This window comes from Acidicapsa borealis (genome assembly GCF_059115245.1).
This window is the reverse complement of record NZ_JCACNY010000001.1, coordinates 5,079,176-5,096,167: the sequence shown is the minus strand read 5'-3', so window position 1 is coordinate 5,096,167 and position 16,992 is coordinate 5,079,176. Positions and strand designations below refer to the sequence as shown.

Genomic DNA, 16,992 nt, shown 5'->3' with positions numbered 1-16,992 from the left:
TAGTACGGCCCGAAGGGCGATTCGCCCCACGCGCAGTGGTGGTTTATCCTGACCATTGCTCATGATGAACGATCAACAACTGAACTACGACCAGCTCTTCGCCGGACTTGAGGCGGAAGCGCGCCAGTCCGCCTCGTCTCTCAGCTCGCCGGAGGCCGTTGAAAACTTCCGCCTCGACTGGCTGGGACGCAAGCAGGGCCGCCTCAAGCAGCTCTCGGATCAGTGGCTCAAGGCCGCGCCAGTCGAGCAGAAGCGCGAACTCGGCCAGCGCTTCAACGCCCTCAAGACGCTTGTCGAATCGCTGCTGGAGGAAGCCGCCGGAGCGGGGCCTTCTGACGCAGCGCTTGCCGCTGAAGCGATCGACGTCACCCTGCCCGGCACGCGCAGGCTGACAGGCGCCGAGCATCCGATCACCCGCACGATGAACGAGCTGATCGGCATCTTCGCCGCGCTTGGCTACTCGGTCGGCGTTGGCCCCGAGGTTGAGACCGACTACTACAACTTCGAGAGCATGAACTTCCCACCCGGCCACCCGGCGCGCGACACACAAGATACGCTCGTCATTGCCAATCAGGAACGTCGCAGCCTGCGCGACCGCCTACTCCTCCGCACCCACACTTCACCGGTGCAGATGCGGACCATGGAGCAGTTCGCCCCGCCGCTGCGCATCGTGATCCCCGGCAAGGTGCACCGCAACGACGCCGCCGATGCCACGCATTCGCCGGTCTTCCATCAGGTCGAGGGGCTCTGCGTAGACACCAACATCACCTTCTCTGACCTGAAGGGCACGCTGGACCACGCCATGAAGGCCCTCTTCGGCTCCAGCGTGAAGACGCGCTTCTTCCCCAGCTTCTTCCCGTTCACGGAGCCCTCGGCCGACGTGCAGATTTCATGCATCTTCTGCGGCGGCAAGGGCTGCCGCAAGTGCAAGCACTCCGGCTGGATCGAGCTGCTGGGCTGCGGTATGGTCGACCCCGGCGTATTCGCCTTCGCGCAGGAAAAGCAGCCTGCCTACGATCCGAAAAAGATCAGCGGCTTCGCCTTCGGCATGGGAGTCGAACGCATCGCCATGATGAAGTATGGCGTTAGCGATATTGGGCAGTTCTACTCCGGGGATATGCGGTTCCTGAGCCAATTTGTTTAGCGAGTCAGCGCGCTACGCGCAAGCAAGTCAGCGAGTCAGCAAGAAATGACCAGGACGAGACACTACCGGGACTTGATCGCATGGCAAAAGGCCATGGACTTGGCGCGATTGGTATACGCACAAACGGAAGACTTCCCGAAGTCCGAAACCTTTGGTTTGCGAATGCAGCTTCGCCGCTCGGCTGTGAATATTGCAAGCCATGTTGCTGAGGCACATGGAAGATTGAGCGATCCAGATATGCGTAAAGGCCTGGGTGCAGCACGATCTGCACTCAATGAGTTTGAAACCCAAACCGAGCTTGCCGGAAGTCTTGGTTTTCTTCCGGAAGGAGCCGCAGAAAAACTTCTCGATCTATCATCCGAAGTCGGGAAACTGATTAATGGACTCATCGGAGTGCTACATCCGAGTCCGCGCTGACTTGCTGACTTGCCATAGCGCGAAGCGCTGCTGGCTCGCTGAAAAGAGAAGAAACAAGAATGAAGATACTCACAATCTGGCTACGAACGATACTTCCCGATTTGCCAGCCGACGACTACAAACTCGCCGAAGACCTCACTCTGCGCGGCATCGCCGTCGAAGGCATTCACAGCCTTGGTGAAGGCAATGGTCATCTCTTCGAGATGGACATCACTACGAACCGCGTCGACGCGATGAACCACTACGGAGTGGCCCGCGAAGCCGCAGCGATCTATGGCCTTACGCTGCCACCGGGAGCGGCTCCGCTGCCGGAAGCGAAGCCATCCGCCACGCCGTTCCCGATCAGGATTGAAGCGCAGGACGCCTGCGGCCGATTCACCGCACGCGTTTTGCGCGGCATTACGGTCCAGCCCATTGCGCAGGCCAAAGGCCCCGTCAGCAGCTACGCCACGCGCATGTTCACCCTGCTCGAACAGAAGCAGATCTCGAACGCCGTGGATGCTTCGAACTTCGCCTGGCTCGCCATGGGCCAGCCCACACACGCCTTCGACCTCGACAAGATCGAGGGCGGCATCGTTGTCCGCCGCGCGGCGAAGGGCGAGAAGCTCAAGACCCTCGACGGTGTCGAGCGCACTCTCGATCCCGAAGACTTGATCGTCGCCGACCACGCCAAGCCGCTCGGCCTCGCCGGCGTCATGGGCGGCTGGGACACAATGATCACACCTGAGACAGAGAATGTTTTGGTCGAAGCCGCCTGGTTCGATCCCGTCGCCGTCCGCCGCACCGCCCGCCGCCACGGCCTGCATACCGACGCCAGCCATCGCTTCGAGCGCGGCGCGGACATCAACGCCTGCCCGCTCGCCTCTGACATCGTCTCGGCCATCATCCTCGAAAGCGGCGGCCACATCGAAGGCGATCTGGTCGATGTAACCATCCCGGCCATCCTCGCCAAGACAGCCAGCCGCAAGCCCGTTGCGCTGGCGCTGGGCGAAGTCCACCGACTCCTCGGAACCACCGTCGATCCCGAAGGCATCACTGCCGCCACCGTAGAAACCGTCCTAAGAGCTCTCGGCTGTACCCTCACGGCAGCCGGTGAAGCGGCTTGGGAGGTAACCCTGCCCAGCTGGCGTCTCGATCTTGCCCGCGAAATCGACCTGATCGAAGAAGTTGCTCGCGTCTACGGCTACAACCGCTTTGCCAACACGCTCCCAGCCTTCGCCGGAGCCATCCGCGAGCTACCCCACGCCGCGCACGCTGCCGCTGTACACGGCAGCCTGCGCGCCGCCGGCTTCCACGAAGCCATCTCCAGCACCTTCGCTTCCGCGGCGGATGCAGCCTTGACCGCCCCGCAGCCCGGCCTGGTCGTCCCGCTCGGCAACCCGCTGTCAGAAGAAGCCGGAGTCATGCGCCCGTCGCTCATCCCCGGAATGCTCTCTATGATCGCCGGCAACCTCCATCGCGACCTGGCCGACGTTCGCCTCTACGAAATCGGCACCGTTTTCTCCGGCACCACGGAAAAGGTGGACGAGCGCCCGTCGCTCGCCATTGGTGCCACCGGCAGTCAGCCGCAAACCGGCCCACACCAGTCCGCCCGTGCTCTCGACTTCTACGATCTCAAAGGCGTAGTCGAGCAGTTGCTGACCAGCTTCAAGATTAAGTCGCTCTACTTCGACAGCTTTCCAGCAGACGCAGGCATCACTCCGCCTTGGTTGCACCCCTACCGCACCGCTCGTGTAGTCGTCGAAGGCTCGACCGCAGGCTGGCTCGGCCAACTGCACCCTTCGCTCGCAGCAGCGCGCAAACTGAAAGAGACAGTTCTCGTAGCCGAACTGTATCTCGACCGTCTCTACCAGCTCCCGCTCAGCAAGCCAGCGGTTCGTGAGCTTTCGCGCTTCCAGCCGGTCCGTCGCGATTTTTCCTTGCTGGTCCCGCAATCGACCAACTGGGCTGCCATTGAAGCTTCGCTCGCGTCGGCTGCCATTCCCGAGCTGATCGACTGGCGCGTCCGCGAAATCTTCCGCGATACGAAGTCTTCGACCCCGACCGCAGACTATTCGCTCCTGCTCGGCACCACCTTCCAGGCTCCCGACCGCACCCTGCGCGATGAAGAACTGCAGTCTTATTCTCAGCGTGTTATCGAAGCGGTTTCTTCCGTCGGAGCGCGTTTGCGCTCCTGACGGCTTTTCCACGTCCAACAGGCTTATACTCGCCCAAAGGCACGGAGGCGGCGCGGATGGCATCAACCGATCAAATTACGGCATTCAAAGCCACAGAATTCAAGGACCACCAGGAAACCATGTTCGAAGACCCGACCAGCTTTGCCATCCCCGAGGAAGACACCTCGCAGGAAATCAATTTCGACGCCGATCCAGCGGAATCCTCAACACTCGATAGCCTCCCCGAAGAGGCGCCCGATACCGTGCACAATCAGGTTCTGTTTCCGGAGCATTCATCCGATTCCCAGCCCGCAGCCGAGTCTTTACCGGAACCCGACCCGGAGCCGCCTCCGGTCCTCGTAGGCGCGCATCAGGGAACGAACCCTCTTCCCCGGACACAATTTGCTCCCACGCCAGATCCCTCGGCAGCGCCCGTAATGGCCGGCGAGGAATTGATGCCGCCCCCGCCTGTCGAGGCGATGCCGATGGCGCCTGCTCCTCCTGTCGAGGAAGTCGCGCCGCAGCCGGTTGCGGAAGCAGAACCCGCGCCTGAAGCTGCTCCGCAAGAAGCCCCCGCGGCACTCACGATCGACGATTTCGCGGCTCTCGAAGAGCGCGTGCTGCGCGCCGTCACCCTGGTTCGCCGCGAACGCGAAGCTCGTCACGCCGCCGAAGAGCGCCTCATGCACCTCGAAAGTCAGACACTAGCGCAGGCTCCGGTCGTAGAAAAATTGCAGCAGGAAGTGAACGCCCTCCGCGCCGAGCGCGATCAGGTCCGTCAGCGGGTCGAGCGGCTGCTCAGCCAACTGGATGCATTGGAGTTGTAATCTATGTCCGATTCGCCGCAAAAGCCCGCCGGAGACTCGACCTACGCCACGGTCCACATCTACGACCAGGCTTACCATCTGTCCGGCGTTGATCTCTCCCAGATTCAGCGCCTGGCAGACCGCGTCGATGCCCGCATGCGCGCCGTCGCCTCGAAAGGCAGGACCGCGGATTCTCTCCGAGTCGCCGTCCTCGCTGCCATGAATCTGGCCGACGAACTCAACCGCGCCGAAGAGCGGCTGCGCGTACTTGAAGGCGGAACCCAGGCTGCCATCGCGGCGGAGTCAGCCGAAATCCGCATCCGTGCTGCGAACCTTGCCGGTCTGCTCGACGAAGTGCTGGAAGAGGCTCAGCCCCACATCCACACATCGCCTCTGTAACGCCAGGCAGAGTTACCTGCCGGGAAGCATGCTCGCAGAACTGCAGAACGACTCAAACCACCGGCTGATGTACACCTGCGCGTGAGCCTCGCCGCAGAAGTGCAGCGCATGCGGCTTATTCGCTTCGGTTGTGTCCCATTTGAAAATTGCCAGCCGGGTATCCCCGCAATTGATCACAAACCATCGAACCGGCGAAGAGCTTTCCTCACCGCAAATCTCACACTTGTAGTTCTTACCGATCAAGATTCCTCCAGCAGTGTCGTGGATGTTCAGGCAATAGCCTCATTGTAGCGGCCAGGAGTTTGCCTGAAATAAAAATAGCTATTTCGCCGCCGCAACCTCGCGCAGATGCGCCTTCATCGCCGCCAGCTCCGCCGCGGACAGATAGCGCCCATCCAGCACCTCTCCGGCAATTTTCCTCGTATTGGCAATGTCGTCCAGCGGATTCGCCTCCAGCAGCACCAGATCCGCCAGCTTCCCGGGTTCGATTCCGCCCAGATCCTTCCGCTGATAGAACAGCGCCGGATTCAGCGTCGCCGTCTGCAGCGCTTCCAGTGGAGTAAATCCGGCAGCAACGAACCGCTGCAGTTCGAGGTGCAGGCTGATTCCCGGCAGCACATCCACGCCCGCCGGCGTATCCGTCCCTGCCAGGAAAGGCACACCCGCCGCATGCAGCCGCTTCACGATGCCCAGCTCATGCTCCACGAACCGCTCCCGCACCGGTAACGGATCAGTATCGAGCGTCTTCAGAATCGACGTCTGCGCCGCAGGCCACAACTTCGTTACCCAGCTTTTCCCGGCATAGGCCAGATCCGGGTCTTTGGTGTAGTCGATCGCATCCACAAGCCACTGCCCGCGTTCCCAGTAGAGTGTCGGGCACTGCCAGAGATGCTTCTCCGCCAGCAGCGCAATGATTTTCTCCTCGCGCTTCGGATCATACGTATCAAGAAACATCCCGACGGTCTTCTTCCCGGTCAGATACTTGTCTTCATCCGGCGAACTGGCCTCGAAAATGCCGATCAAGTGCTCGAACGTTCGCTGTCCCGACGCCACAGCTTCCGCCGCACGAATCTGGTCCGGCACATGTCCCTCGAACGGGATGCCATCCTTCTTCGCCTCGTCGGCAATGGCAAAGTAAGCCTCGCGTGGGACACCACTTTGGACCTTGATGAAGTCCACGCCGCGGCCCTTCAGCATGTCCACTGCCTTGCGTCCGTCTTCCGGCGTGACAATGCCGATCGCCGCGCCATAGGTCGACCCAGCCCCGTCCAGCATCGGCCCGGAAACCACCATGCGCGGCCCCAGCATGCTGTGTGCCGCCACCTTCGCCCGCGCCTCAAGAATCGAGTCCAGGTTGCTGCCCATGTCGCGAATGCCGGTGATGCCGTTGGCTACCAGCAACGGAAGAATCAGGTCTGTTCCATCCCCCGCCGTATGATCGAAATACACATGCGTATGCATGTCCCAAAGCCCAGGGATGAGATACGCGCCCTTCGCATCCACGACCTGCCCGGCAGGCAGATTTGCCTGGCGCGCCTGCGTCACGCGAGTAATGTGATTCCCGTCAATGACCACCGTAGTCGCAGGCGTAATTTTGCCCGTGGCTACATCGATCATCCGGGTGTTGGTCAGGATCAATGTCTGAGCCCCGGCACGCAGGCCGAGCAGGCAGACAGCAATCAGGAAAATCTTCAGGCAAGGGTCAGGGATGCGCACACCGCTATCCTACCCCGGACGGCCTGTGTATCCTGTATCCGGCGCAGGCCGTCGACTCATCCCAGCACTCTGCCGGCCTCCAGTCCTGGCAAAAACCTAGATCGTCCCACCTCGCATTCAAACTCGTAGCCCAATCAGGAGTTCCCGCCATGCCTCTTCCCAATGATGAAAAATTGCTCGCTCTCGCCAACGATCTGCTCGCCCAGTTTGAAGCGATCTTCGGCGCGCACCCTGGCTTCCGTCCCGCCCACGCCAAGGGCACCATGCTCACCGGCACTTTCATGCCGACTCCCGCCGCCAGTGGCCTGAGCCGCGCTCCTCACTTCGCCAAGGAATTGCCAGTTACTGTCCGCTTCTCCAACTCCACGGGCCTGCCGCTCGTCCCCGACAACGACCCCAATGCCGACCCGCGCGGCCTTGCCATCCGTTTCCACCTCGCCGAGCGTGTCCACACCGACATCGTCAGCCACTCGACCGATGGTTTCCCCACGCACACCGGCGATGAGTTCCTCGGTTTCCTGCAAGCTCTCGCCGCCAGCGGTCCGGATGTTCCTTCGCCGAAGCCCATTGAAGTCTTCCTTGGCAGCCATCCGGCAGCGCTGGCCTTCGTGCAGACGCCCAAGCCGGCGCCCTCCAGCTTCGCCCGCGAGAGCTACTTCGGCGTGACGGCGATGCAGTTCACCAACGCGGAAGGCGTCAGCCGCTACGGCCGCTACCGCATCCTCCCCGAGGCAGGCAACGACCACCTCACCCCTGAAGCCGCAGCCGCCAAAGAACCCAACTACCTCTTCGACGAAATCCACACCCGCATCGCAGCCGGGCCGGTCTCCTTCAAGATCGCCGTGCAACTCGCCAATGAAGGGGACGAGGTCAACGACGCCACCATCCACTGGCCGGCTGACCGCGAAGTCCTCGAACTCGGCACACTGACCCTTACCGCGCCAGTCGGTGATAACCATGCGGAGCAGAAGCACCTCATCTTCGATCCCATCCCCCGCGTCGACGGCATCGAACCCTCGGACGACCCGCTGCTGGAACTCCGCGCCGCCGTCTACCTCATCAGCGGCCGCCGACGCCGCTCCGCCTGACAGCCAGGCGCCAAAACCAGATTCACCTGCATTGGCGCGACAGAGATCGCGCCAATGCAGAGAAGCGTATCTGCAAAAGGTAGACCGCAGGCGAGCCATATATCTGCATCAGCGCATTGGCCTGCTGGCAACTTGCCTATGAGCGTGGAGTCGGACTTCTTCGTCTGATCTGCAGCTATCTCTCGCAAGCCGCATGCCTAATAGATGGCAATCGAAGGATTGAAGCCTGCGTTGGTCCACTCCGTTGAGGTGAAGCTGGAGGTCGGGGCGACATTGCCGGTTGCCGTTTTACTAAACGTGAGGACCCTGGGATTCGTTCCATCAAAGTCGGTGGAGATAACGTAAATATTTCCGAGAGAGTCAACCGCGATGCCGCCGGGTGAAGCGAGTTGGGTGAGCGGTCCGGAGATAACGCGGACAGGAGCCGACGATGCGGTCGAGTTTGCCGCGTAGACCGAGACGATGCCGGCGCAGGTTCCGACCCCCCCATTGAAGGTGCAGGTTTCCGTGGTGGCGTAGACGTTGCTTGCGCTGTCGATCGCCAGTCCGAGGACAAGGCCGTCCGGGCCGATCGTGCCGGACGCCGCGATATTGCCTTTTGCTGCGGCGTCGAAGAGGACGATACCGGGAGTTCCGGGCGCGTTTGCAGCTCCCACGAAGATTTCATCAGCGCTGTTGAGGGCGACCAGGTTGGCGACTTCTACGGGCGAGAGGCCGCCCCCGGTCTGCGATTGGCCGAGGATATAGCGGTCGGGCGCGACGGCGCCGCTTGCGGTGGCGCTCCACTCATCCACCTCTCCGTTATCCTGCCCGATGACGATCGCACCGGCGGGTGAGACCGCCAGTCCGTCGACGCAACAGATGCGCGAGGCTGTTGCATTGGTGATCTCACGTACAGGTGTCGGATTGCCGGAGGCGCCGCTGGCGAATTCGACGATATTGCCATTGAAAGCATAGATATTGCCGAAACTGTCTGTCGCAACGTGGTCGAGCGAGCCGCTGGACGTGATCGTGGATTGGGCCGTGGCGATGCCGCTGGCCGTACCCGCAAATTGCAGTATGGTTCCGTTACCGCTGGTTGGCTGCTGAATGACATAGATCCGCTCGGCTGCTCCCGGATTGGTGGTTGGTCCGGTAGGAGGAGGGGCGACCATGCCTGGAGAGCTGTGGCCGCAGCCGGAGAGTGCGACAGAGGCCGAGAGGAGAGTTGCGAGCGCGGCAAAGGAGACGGAGCGATTCATGGGATCCTCGTAGAGTTTGGAAAAGAGGTGTGGGTGCTGGATGAAGAGACGTGACCAACATTACGGCAATAGGCGCCTAGTAAGCCGAGTACACCGTTGACTTGGAAAAGTCGGTAAGGGCTCCGATGCTTCCGCCGATGATACCTCCGGCTAAGGCGCTGAGTCCGGTTACCTCGCCTCGCAGAAAGTTCTTTCCGAAGAGGGAATCCCCACCATTGCTGGTCGCTGCAAAGCCGGCTATACCGAGTGAGCCGCCGCCAATGCCGGCACCGATCAGGGCGGACCGGACGCGATGCCCGATTTTGACGGAACGGATGTCGTTGCGGTCGAGGACGACCGGCGCGCCGTTCTTGCCTCGGGTGCAGGTGAGCGCCTTGTCGTCGGCCGAGGTGAAGTTACAGTGAATGTGCTGCGATGTGGCCTTCACATCTACCTTGGTTCCGGCGGGCAGAGAGATTACAGCTTGCCAGGAGGAGTGGGCTTTCGGCTCTTTAGCCGAAGCAAGAGCGGCGAAGGCGAAGACGCATTTGGCGAGCACAACCAACACAACCTTGGTTATTTTGCGTCGGTTAGCGGACAGGCGAGACGAGGTTACGCGGGAAACAGCGTTCCTCACAGTAGTTTTCATCATGGTGATCTCCTTACTTTGGCAATTCGGGTTTTTGCTGGTTCGGTTCACTGCATGGCTGATGGCTGAGCATGCCTGTTTCTGGGTTGGCTTCGAGGACGCGGCCGCAAAGCGGGCACGGTTCTCCGATTTGAAGGTCGGCGGTTCCGGAAATCCGAACGGATCGGACCCGGCGGTCGACTGTAATTTCCACTCTCCGAATCGATTTGCTTTTGTCCATGGTCTTTGAGCGCCTCAATTCGTCGTTTTCATTCGGAGTTGGTACTGGTAGAGTGCGAGTTATTCGAAAAAACTCAGTGTTCAGTGCTGGGAACAAGTGTTACTCCAACCGATCGCCGGGTATTACGTCCTCAAAACTTGCTCAAGGCCTTCTTAATTCTTTCTTAGGGTGTGCATGTTGTTGCAAAGTAATGACTTCTATCAGTTCGATGAATTCCAGTTGCAGCCTTCGCGACGTGCCTTGTTACGCGGCGGGGAACGGATTCCGGTTACTCCGAAGTCGTTCGAGGTGCTGCTGTGCCTGGTGCAGCACTCCGGACGCGTGGTTTTGAAGGAAGAAATCCTCGAGACGGTGTGGCCGGGAGCCTTCGTCGAAGAGGGGAATCTGACACAACATATCTTCTGGCTGCGCAAGGCGCTGGGAGATCGAGCAAACTACATCGTCACCATCCCCGGTCGAGGGTACGAGTTCACCGGGAAGGTGGAGAACTCGGCTGACCGCACTGGCGACTCACACCAAGACGGATACGGTCAGCTGCCCATCAGCTTCACCCTTGAAGAAACGGTAGAGCGGACACAGATTGTCGTCGAGGAGACAACGATCTCGTCGGTCTTTCAGGCACCCGCAGTCAAGACGAAGTGGGGAAAGTGGCCTAAGGTGGTGGCCGCTTCGGTGGTTGTGGCTGCCGCAGCAGGGGCCGCTGCATGGCTCTGGACACACCGGGTCGTGGCGGGCGATCACCACGAGGTGGTGCTCGCCGACTTCGATAACACGACGCATGACGAGGATTTCGACCGCTCGCTCAAGACGCTGCTTTCGATTGACCTGAACCAGTCGCCGTTTCTGCTGGTGGTGGGGGAGAATGACACGCGCAAGGTGATGAAGCTGATGAACCTTCCCGCCGACGCCGCACTGACCCCGGCCGTCGCGCGGGAAGTATGCGAACGGCTGAATGATCAGGTCGTGCTGGCAGGACGACTGGCGCAGATTGGCCGCAAGTACGTATTCACGCTGGACGCGACTGATTGCTCGGACGGGCGCAGCCTGGTGCAAACGCGCGGCATAGCGGATTCCAAGGAAGGAGTAATCGCCGCGGTCGACGCCGCATCAGCGGAGATGCGGAGGAAACTGGGCGAGCCGTTGCATGCAAAATCCGGCGGTGGGGAACCGCTGCCGTTAAAACACACCTTTTCTCTGGACGCGTTGAAGGCTTACTCGCAGGCGCGCGCACTCCACCAGCGTTTGAAGTTCGCGCAGGCCGTTCCTCTCTACCAGAAGGCAATTGCTCTCGATCCGAACTTTGCCGATGCGTATGCCCAGTTGGGAAATTGCTTCAACAACATGGGAGAGGCTTTGGAGGGGCGGAAAGCGATGGCGCGGGCGTACGAGCTACGCGACCAGGCCGACGAGCAGGACCGTCTCCGTATTGTTGCCATGTACGAGTATTGGCGGACCGGAGACCGGCACCAGGCGATCCGGAACTACCAGAACTGGACTCGGCTCTACCCGCTCGGCACTAACCCCTGGGTTTTGCTTGGCGAGTTCCAGGCGTCCGTGGGCCGGATGGATCTGGCGGTAGACGCCGCGAAACACGCAGTTGCGAATAATCCGAACAGCGTCAGCCCGCGGCAGGATCTGGCACAGTGGCAACGGTATGACGGCCAACTGGATGCGGCGCGGGCTACGTGTCTCGACGCACTGCGTCACGGGTTGGAATCAGTGTCGATTCACCGCACACTGCTGGACGTGGCGTATCTGCAACACAATGAAGCTGAGTTTGAAGAACAGAAGAAGTGGTTTCACGATAAGGCGGAGGAAGACGAGCGGGAAAGCATGGAGGCCGATCTGGATGGCAGCCAGGGCCGCATGCGGTCGGCAGTTGCCCATTGGGAACACCTTGCGGAATTGCAGGCCAAGGATGGCTTGAAAGAGGCGGCGTTGGAGGTCTTTTCCGGCGTTCCGGATATGGAGGCGGACTTTGGGATGACGAAGGAGGCAAGAGCTCACCTGCAGCGGTTCGAACCGCCGGTGCAACTGATGGGGCCTTCGCTTACCTCGGTAATTATGGCAGCGGCAGAAGTCGGAAATCTGCAATTGGCGGAGCGCAAGTTGAAGTACATGCTGGAGAACGGCAAGGAGGACTCGGATGTTCAGGAACTCTTTGCGCCGGAGGGTAGGGCAGCGATCGCCATCGCCTCCGGCAAAGGAGACCAGGCAGTGGCGGCGATGTTACCGTCACTACCGTATGAGCTGACGGATCCGTCGGCAGCGATGATGCGGGGCGCAGCTTACCTTGCCGCGAAAAAGCCCGAGTTAGCCCAGAAGGAGTTCCGGGTCATCATCGACCGGCCGTACATCAGCGGCATCTCGCCAAACGTTGCGATGGCACATCTGAGCCTTGCGCGTGCGCTGGTGATGGAAGGGAACCGTGATGCGGCGAAGCAGGAGTACAGCGCATTCCTGACGATGATGCGGGATGCAGACGCAGATCTGCCCGTGCTGGTGCAGGCTCGGCAGGAATCTCTTCGTTTACGCTAACGCTCTCACGTGACGAGTGGGCTAAGGAGCTAAGGCTGACGCCAGCCGATCTGCAGGCGCTTCCATTCTCCGCCACCCTGACCATGTATCGTATCCCTATGCAAAAGTCTGTCCTCCGCACACCTCTCTTAGCCACATGCAGCGCTCTGCTGTTGCTCTCAAGCCTTGCCTGTACGCCCTCAGCCTTCGCTCAGGACAAGGAAAAGCCCGTAGCCGAAAAGTCCGAGAAATCCGACAAGCCCGGCCTGCCCCCGCTCCCCGCCGACGCGCACACCGCGCAGTCCATCCAGTTCGAAGGCAAGCCGATCAAGTACACCGCCACGGTCGGCACCCTGCCCGTGCGCGACAAGGATGGCAAGACCAGCGGCGAGGTCGTCTTCACCTCCTACATCGTGGATGCACCGAATCGCCCCGTCACGTTCGCTTTCAACGGCGGCCCCGGCGCGTCATCCGTGTACTTGAATTTCGGCGCTATCGGTCCCAAGGTCCTCAGGGTAGGCAACGAAGGCGACAGCCCGTCCGACCCCGCCACGCTCAGCGACAACCCCGGCACCTGGCTCGACTTCACCGACCTCGTCTTCATCGATCCCATCGGCACAGGCTTCAGCCGTTCGCTGGTCTCGATGGATGAAACCAAGAAGCAGTTCTACTCCACCACGCCCGACATCCAGTACCTTTCGCGCATCGTCTATGACTGGCTCGTAAAGAATGAGCGCCTCGGTTCGCGCAAATACCTCGTCGGTGAAAGCTATGGCGGCTTCCGCGGTCCGCGCATCACGCTCTATCTCCAGTCGCAGCTTGGCGTTGCCATGAACGGAGTCGTTCTCGTTTCGCCCTATCTCAACCCCGGCCAGGACGACTACGGCGATATCTCCCCGCTCCCCTGGATGACGACGCTGCCCTCAATCACCGCCGCCCACCTCGAGCGAGAAGGGAAGCTGACTCCCGCAGCTATGGCCGACGTCATCGCCTACACCCGCGGCGAATACGCCACGGACCTCCTCAAAGGCCGCAGCGATCCCGAGGCAAATCCACGCCTCATCAAGAAAGTCACGGAGTTGACCGGCCTCGACCCGGCTTACGTGAAGTACGCCGGAGGCCGTCTCGAAACCGGCGCCTATCTCCGCGAAGCCCACCGCGAGCAAGGCAAGTTGAGCTCGGTCTATGACTCGAACGTGACGTCATACGACCCGTTCCCATTCGCCCCCGAACAGCGCGCCAACGACCCGCTGTTGGCCACGCTCATCGCGCCAACCACCACGGCCATGGTCGACTTCGTCACCCGCACGGTCGGCTGGAAGGTCGATGCCCGCTACAACGCGCTCTCCTATGAAGTCGGCGGTAACTGGGATCGTGGCGATGATCTGCGCGCCGGCTCGGTCGAGCAACTCCGCTCTTCCGTCGCCGCCGACCCCAAGCTCCATGTCCTGATCGTCCATGGCTGGAACGATCTCTCCTGCCCGTTCATGGGCTCGGTGCTCACCGTGGACCAGATGCCGGTCATGGGCGATCCAGCACGCGTCTCGGTGCGTGAATATCCCGGCGGCCACATGTTCTACACCCGCCCAGCCAGCCGCGAGGCGCTCCACTCCGACGTGAAAGCGATGTTCGCCGCCCACTAGTCCGCAGAAGCCGGAGACTGACCGTCACGTTTTATATTGACGCATCCTCCGGTGTGCATTAGCGTTCCCCTGTATTCAAATCCTTTGTGACTGGGCGTCCCCAAAGACGCCCAGCCATATGCAGGTGGATCGATGGCTTTCTGCACAAAATGCGGTTCCAGTATCAATGAGGGCGTAGCGTTCTGCCCCAGATGTGGCGCAGCGGTCGGTGTCGCGCCGCCTCCGGCAAGTGGTCCTTCCGCGCCTCCTCCGTACACTCCGCCCTATAACCCTCAGGTTCCACCCCCGTACCCTCCAAACCCGCAATATCCGCCGCAGTATCCCCCTTACCCGGGCCAGGCAACCGGTCTGCAGGAAAACGTGGCTGCCGCGCTCAGTTACGTCCTTGGTTGGCTCACGGGGATTGTCTTTCTAGTCATCGACAAGCGACCTTTCGTTCGCTTCCACGCCGCGCAGTCGATTGTCGTCTTCGGTGCTCTGCATGTATTGCAGATTATTCTGACCTTCGTTTGGGTAGGCGGTGGATATCATCCCGGCCTCTGGGCAATCCACGGTCTTCTCTCCGGTCTCGTGGGCCTGATCACGTTTATAGCTTGGATTGTTCTTATGCTGATGGCGTACCAGGGCAAGCGCTTTGAAGTTCCGGGCGCCGCCGGCATCGCTTACAGCATCGCAGGAAAAGTACAGTAAGCATCGCAAGTTACACCGAAAGGAACAGGCGCGTGAGCCCGGCTCGCGCGCCTTTCCTATCGCTTACGCGTGCCAGATATACGCATCTCTCAAACTTATGTTAGATTTGGGGCAAAACAGGAGTTATCATGCATTGTTTTGCCTTGCTGGTCCGTCCCGCACTCACCATGGCTATGCTTGCCGTAACCACTCTGGCGTTTACGGCCAATGCGCAAACGGATGGGAAAGCAAAGCAGTTGTTCGCCACCGGTCTCAAGATGGTCGACAAGCATGACTCTGCCGCCGCACTCGAAGCTTTCCGCAAGGCGGATAAGCAGGATGGCGGTCACTGCATCGCGTGTGAAACGCAGGCGTACAAGTTAGCTGGCCTGGTGGGCGACTATAAGACACAGCGCGAAGAAGCGGCCCTGCTGCTGGCCAATGGCGCCGGTCCGGCGGACAAGGCTGAAGCCCACTATCTTGCCGGTAAGGCATGTCTCGCCGAGGGCGGCTATCGCATCTTCGAACAGCCCTTTCAGGATGCCGACAGCGAGTTTCAGGAGGCTCTCAAGTTACAGCCGGAAAAGGCAGTCTGCCTCTACGAAGACGGTGTGGCGCTGGCCCATCTCCACCAATACGCCAAAGCGCAGGAGCGCTTTCAGCAATACATGAAGGTAGCTCCGGCCACTGAGCTCGACTACAAGCGTGCCCGGCTGTTCGCAGCGCAGCCAGAACTGGCTCGCAAGCGAGTCTCGCCTGCCTTCGAAGTGACCTCGCTCGACGGCAGGCCGATCGCCATGAAGAGCCTCGCGGGTAAGGTAGTGCTCATCGACTTCTGGGCCACCTGGTGCGGCCCATGCCGGAACGCGCTACCCCATCTCAAGGAGATCGAACAGAAGTTTCGGAACGAGCCATTCGCCGTCATCAGCGTGAGCCTCGATGTCGATGAGACAACCTGGAAAAACTTCGTCAAGCAGAACGGCATGACCTGGCTGCAGTATCGCGACGGAGGCTTCGACGGCCCGCTTGCAACCACCTTCGCGGTCAAGGCAATCCCCACAACCTTTACGATTGACGCCGACGGATTCGTGCAGGACCAGCAGGTCGGCGACGGCGAGATTGAAACCAAGCTCAAGAAGCTGATAGACGCAGCCAAACACGCCCCAGCAGCGGAGAAGAGCATCGCAGGCGTGCAGTAGCGTCGCACGAGCGTTTCGGCCTTACCTAACTTTTCATGGAGCATTCCTGAGTTACGGGTCTATGCTGGATGGCATGATTTCTCTGCGAAGATTTTCAGCCATCTTCTCGCCACTCCTTCTGCTCCCAGCCTTTGCCTCCGCGCAAGCAACAGATCCAGCCTGGACCTTTGCCGTCTCAGGGGACAGCCGTAACTGCGGCGACTTTGTCATGCCGGTGATTGCTGCGCGCGTGAAGGCGGAGGGCGACGCTTTTTACTGGCATCTCGGCGATTTTCGCGCCATCTATCAGATCGATCAGGACCTCGCATCCATGCAGCCCGCCGGCGCAACACTGTCGATGGACCGATATCAAAAAATGGCCTGGGACGATTTCATCGCCCGCCAGTTAGTGCCGTTCGGAGATTTGCCCGTGTTCCTTGGCCGCGGGAATCACGAGTCGATCCCGCCCATGACTCGCGACGGGTTCGTGGCTAAGTTTGCCAGCTATCTCAACCGCCCCGAGATCACCGCGCAGAATGCGAGGGATGGCGCTGCAGCCGCACCGAAGTCCAGCCCATGGTTTCATTTCGTCAAGGATGGCGTGGACTTTATCAGCCTCGACAACGCCGAAAAGACCGAGTTTTCTGACGCGCAACTAAAGTGGCTGCGTGGCGTTCTCGACCGCGATCTTGCTGCCGGGTCAGGAGTGACAACGATTGTGGCCGGAATGCACGAGGCCCTGCCGCACTCCAGCAGTTCCAGCCATGCCATGGACGACTGGCCGCTTGGCGTAACAACTGGCGAGCAGGCTTACAAGTGGTTCTATGCCGCGCAAACAGCGGGCAAACACGTCTATCTCATTGCCAGCCACTCGCACTTCTACTCGCCAGCAATCTATGACACGCCCTACTGGCAGCAGGCCGGAACAGTCTTGCCGGGCGTCATCATTGGCTCAGCAGGCGCGCACCGGTATGTGCTCTCTTCCCTGGCAGCACCCGGCTCGAAGACACACGTCTACGGTTATCTGCAAGGTATGGTGAACAAGGATGGAAGCATCAACTTCCAGATGCTCGAAGTCAACGAAGCAGAAATGCTGGCGAGCAAATGGCCCGAGGCTCCGCTCAGCGCCGTGTACGAGTGCTATGCGCATAATTCTGACTAAGTAAGGCT

14 protein-coding genes and 1 pseudogene are annotated in these 16,992 nt (G+C 60.5%); 12 read left to right on the top strand and 3 right to left on the bottom strand.

Annotated features, from left to right (window positions below; genetic code table 11):
• Nucleotides 1-64: 64 nt before the first annotated feature.
• The 5 genes from pheS (at nucleotide 65) to AC5S27_RS20635 (ending at nucleotide 4,922) form a co-directional block, all read left to right on the top strand.
• Nucleotides 65-1,144 (top strand): phenylalanine--tRNA ligase subunit alpha, encoded by a 1,080-nt coding sequence (gene pheS / locus AC5S27_RS20655; protein WP_493937343.1) that lies wholly within the window; start codon nucleotides 65-67, stop codon nucleotides 1,142-1,144.
• A gap of 72 nt (nucleotides 1,145-1,216) precedes the next feature.
• Entirely contained in the window at nucleotides 1,217-1,561 is a 345-nt protein-coding gene (locus tag AC5S27_RS20650) for a four helix bundle protein (protein ID WP_493936448.1), read from the top strand.
• 59 nt (nucleotides 1,562-1,620) lie between these two features.
• A complete protein-coding gene (pheT, locus tag AC5S27_RS20645) occupies nucleotides 1,621-3,738 on the top strand; it encodes a phenylalanine--tRNA ligase subunit beta (RefSeq protein WP_493936447.1) in 2,118 nt (705 codons plus the stop codon).
• Between the two features lie 56 nt (nucleotides 3,739-3,794).
• Nucleotides 3,795-4,544, top strand: a complete 750-nt coding sequence (locus tag AC5S27_RS20640) for a hypothetical protein (RefSeq protein WP_493936446.1) — start codon at nucleotides 3,795-3,797, stop codon at nucleotides 4,542-4,544.
• A 3-nt stretch (nucleotides 4,545-4,547) separates the two neighbouring features.
• Nucleotides 4,548-4,922 (top strand): cell division protein ZapA, encoded by a 375-nt coding sequence (locus tag AC5S27_RS20635; protein ID WP_493936445.1) that lies wholly within the window; start codon nucleotides 4,548-4,550, stop codon nucleotides 4,920-4,922.
• Nucleotides 4,923-5,243: 321 nt separating this feature from the next.
• On the opposite strand, the gene AC5S27_RS20630 is transcribed toward AC5S27_RS20635, so the two are convergent.
• Nucleotides 5,244-6,638 carry an amidohydrolase family protein gene (locus AC5S27_RS20630; protein ID WP_493936444.1) on the bottom strand — a complete coding sequence of 465 codons (1,395 nt, stop codon included), beginning with the start codon at nucleotides 6,636-6,638 and terminating at the stop codon, nucleotides 5,244-5,246.
• Between the two features lie 149 nt (nucleotides 6,639-6,787).
• Between AC5S27_RS20630 and AC5S27_RS20625 the strand changes: the two genes are divergently transcribed.
• A complete protein-coding gene (locus AC5S27_RS20625; RefSeq protein WP_493936443.1) occupies nucleotides 6,788-7,726 on the top strand; it encodes a catalase family peroxidase in 939 nt (312 codons plus the stop codon).
• A gap of 197 nt (nucleotides 7,727-7,923) precedes the next feature.
• Here the strand turns inward: AC5S27_RS20625 and AC5S27_RS20620 are convergent, their stop codons facing one another.
• Together AC5S27_RS20620 and AC5S27_RS20615 are read right to left on the bottom strand one after the other, a co-directional pair.
• Nucleotides 7,924-8,967, bottom strand: coding sequence for an SBBP repeat-containing protein (locus AC5S27_RS20620; protein ID WP_493936442.1), 1,044 nt, complete (start codon nucleotides 8,965-8,967; stop codon nucleotides 7,924-7,926).
• A 76-nt stretch (nucleotides 8,968-9,043) separates the two neighbouring features.
• Complete coding sequence (locus tag AC5S27_RS20615; protein WP_493936441.1) at nucleotides 9,044-9,598, bottom strand: hypothetical protein; 555 nt, start codon at nucleotides 9,596-9,598, stop codon at nucleotides 9,044-9,046.
• Nucleotides 9,599-9,989: 391 nt separating this feature from the next.
• On the opposite strand from AC5S27_RS20615, the gene AC5S27_RS20610 reads away from it, so the two are divergent.
• The 6 genes and pseudogenes from AC5S27_RS20610 to AC5S27_RS20585 all read left to right on the top strand — a co-directional run bounded on the left by AC5S27_RS20610 (nucleotide 9,990) and on the right by AC5S27_RS20585 (nucleotide 16,984).
• Nucleotides 9,990-12,353, top strand: a complete 2,364-nt coding sequence (locus tag AC5S27_RS20610) for a winged helix-turn-helix domain-containing protein (RefSeq protein ID WP_493936440.1) — start codon at nucleotides 9,990-9,992, stop codon at nucleotides 12,351-12,353.
• Between the two features lie 98 nt (nucleotides 12,354-12,451).
• Nucleotides 12,452-13,975 (top strand): S10 family peptidase, encoded by a 1,524-nt coding sequence (locus tag AC5S27_RS20605; protein WP_493936439.1) that lies wholly within the window; start codon nucleotides 12,452-12,454, stop codon nucleotides 13,973-13,975.
• Nucleotides 13,976-14,107: 132 nt separating this feature from the next.
• A pseudogene (locus AC5S27_RS20600) lies at nucleotides 14,108-14,173 on the top strand (zinc-ribbon domain-containing protein); the annotation flags it as partial.
• A 162-nt stretch (nucleotides 14,174-14,335) separates the two neighbouring features.
• Nucleotides 14,336-14,665 (top strand): DUF4870 domain-containing protein, encoded by a 330-nt coding sequence (locus AC5S27_RS20595; protein WP_493937363.1) that lies wholly within the window; start codon nucleotides 14,336-14,338, stop codon nucleotides 14,663-14,665.
• Nucleotides 14,666-14,793: 128 nt separating this feature from the next.
• Nucleotides 14,794-15,843 carry a TlpA family protein disulfide reductase gene (locus AC5S27_RS20590; protein ID WP_493936438.1) on the top strand — a complete coding sequence of 350 codons (1,050 nt, stop codon included), beginning with the start codon at nucleotides 14,794-14,796 and terminating at the stop codon, nucleotides 15,841-15,843.
• A gap of 61 nt (nucleotides 15,844-15,904) precedes the next feature.
• The gene (locus AC5S27_RS20585; RefSeq protein WP_493936437.1) at nucleotides 15,905-16,984 is read left to right on the top strand and encodes a hypothetical protein; all 1,080 of its coding nucleotides are present in this window, start codon (nucleotides 15,905-15,907) and stop codon (nucleotides 16,982-16,984) included.
• Nucleotides 16,985-16,992: the final 8 nt, after the last annotated feature.

Coding starts and splice junctions, on each gene's coding strand:
- pheS (WP_493937343.1), top strand. CDS start 65: ATGAACGATCAACAACTGAACTACGACCAGCTCTTCGCCGGACTTGAG.
- pheT (WP_493936447.1), top strand. CDS start 1,621: ATGAAGATACTCACAATCTGGCTACGAACGATACTTCCCGATTTGCCA.
- AC5S27_RS20640 (WP_493936446.1), top strand. CDS start 3,795: ATGGCATCAACCGATCAAATTACGGCATTCAAAGCCACAGAATTCAAG.
- AC5S27_RS20635 (WP_493936445.1), top strand. CDS start 4,548: ATGTCCGATTCGCCGCAAAAGCCCGCCGGAGACTCGACCTACGCCACG.
- AC5S27_RS20625 (WP_493936443.1), top strand. CDS start 6,788: ATGCCTCTTCCCAATGATGAAAAATTGCTCGCTCTCGCCAACGATCTG.
- AC5S27_RS20620 (WP_493936442.1), bottom strand. CDS start 8,967: ATGAATCGCTCCGTCTCCTTTGCCGCGCTCGCAACTCTCCTCTCGGCC.
- AC5S27_RS20615 (WP_493936441.1), bottom strand. CDS start 9,598: ATGATGAAAACTACTGTGAGGAACGCTGTTTCCCGCGTAACCTCGTCT.
- AC5S27_RS20610 (WP_493936440.1), top strand. CDS start 9,990: ATGTTGTTGCAAAGTAATGACTTCTATCAGTTCGATGAATTCCAGTTG.
- AC5S27_RS20605 (WP_493936439.1), top strand. CDS start 12,452: ATGCAAAAGTCTGTCCTCCGCACACCTCTCTTAGCCACATGCAGCGCT.
- AC5S27_RS20590 (WP_493936438.1), top strand. CDS start 14,794: ATGCATTGTTTTGCCTTGCTGGTCCGTCCCGCACTCACCATGGCTATG.
- AC5S27_RS20585 (WP_493936437.1), top strand. CDS start 15,905: ATGCTGGATGGCATGATTTCTCTGCGAAGATTTTCAGCCATCTTCTCG.